The 908-nt window shown below is 59.5% G+C and carries 1 protein-coding gene and 1 pseudogene; one reads left to right on the plus strand and one right to left on the minus strand.

Going from position 1 to position 908, the window contains the following annotated elements; translation table 11 throughout:
- Positions 1-399: 399 nt before the first annotated feature.
- On the minus strand, positions 400-567 hold the full coding sequence (locus tag X742_RS1000000175145; RefSeq protein WP_156942052.1) for a hypothetical protein: 168 nt from the start codon (positions 565-567) through the stop codon (positions 400-402).
- A 4-nt stretch (positions 568-571) separates the two neighbouring features.
- On the opposite strand from X742_RS1000000175145, the pseudogene X742_RS1000000173620 reads away from it, so the two are divergent.
- Positions 572-908: pseudogene (locus tag X742_RS1000000173620) on the plus strand (Tn3 family transposase); the annotation flags it as partial.

Here is a 908-nt window from a genome sequence, read left to right on the forward strand (position 1 = left end):
CCATGACCGCCTCCTACCGTAAGATTCGTGCACCGGGTTTCGAAGAAATCAAGAGCTGAAACCGTGCAAAGTCGTCGGATACGTGGTGAAAATTTCTGAGCGGGTGATCGGATAACAGGCCCACGGCGCCAGCGTGGGACGTGACGCGCACGACTAGACCGCGCGTAATGCGCCCGGTTCTCTCCCATTGTCACGGCATTTGTCGCAGGCCCAACGCAAACCCTCGTGATGCAAGGCATAGGACTAGATACGTTATCCGATCCTGCCACCAGCGGGGACCATGAAGGCCGGCCAAAGGGTCACGCTAGGGCTCACACTGGGGTTGATGGAATGCCCTTTCCAATCTGGAATTTTTATTCCCTTGTCGGCCTTGCAACACCCTTAGTCCGCCTTCAGGTCTCACGCTAGGTCACGCCTTGCCCAGTCTTTAGCTCCGCGCGCAATCATAGGGGCCAGCCTGGAGCCGCACTTGGCGCGGCGCTCCTCGTCGGGATAGCGAGCCGGCCAGATGCGGCAGACGTAGCCACGGTCGGGCAGGAGGTTGTAGATCGACTGCTCGGTCTGCACCACCCTGATCCTCGATCACTGGGATGATCTGCTTCATCTGGCGGCGTCGATCACCACCCGTGCCGTTGTGCCCTCGACGATCTTGAAGAAGCTCTCGGCAACACCGAAGGAAAGCCAACTGGCCAAGGCTCTTCGGGAACTCGGCCGCATCGAGCGATCGCCTTTCATGATCGAATGGTATTCGAGCTCGACATTGCGTCGGCGCTGCCAAGCCGGCCTCAACAAGGGCGAGGCAGCGCACAAACTCAAACCGCCGTCTTCTTCCATGAGCGTGGCGAACTCCGCGACCGGTCGTTCGAAAGTCAGGCATTCCGCGCATCGGGCCTCAATCTTGTCGTCAG

The organism is Mesorhizobium sp. LNHC229A00 (assembly GCF_000502415.1).
Lineage (GTDB): Bacteria > Pseudomonadota > Alphaproteobacteria > Rhizobiales > Rhizobiaceae > Mesorhizobium.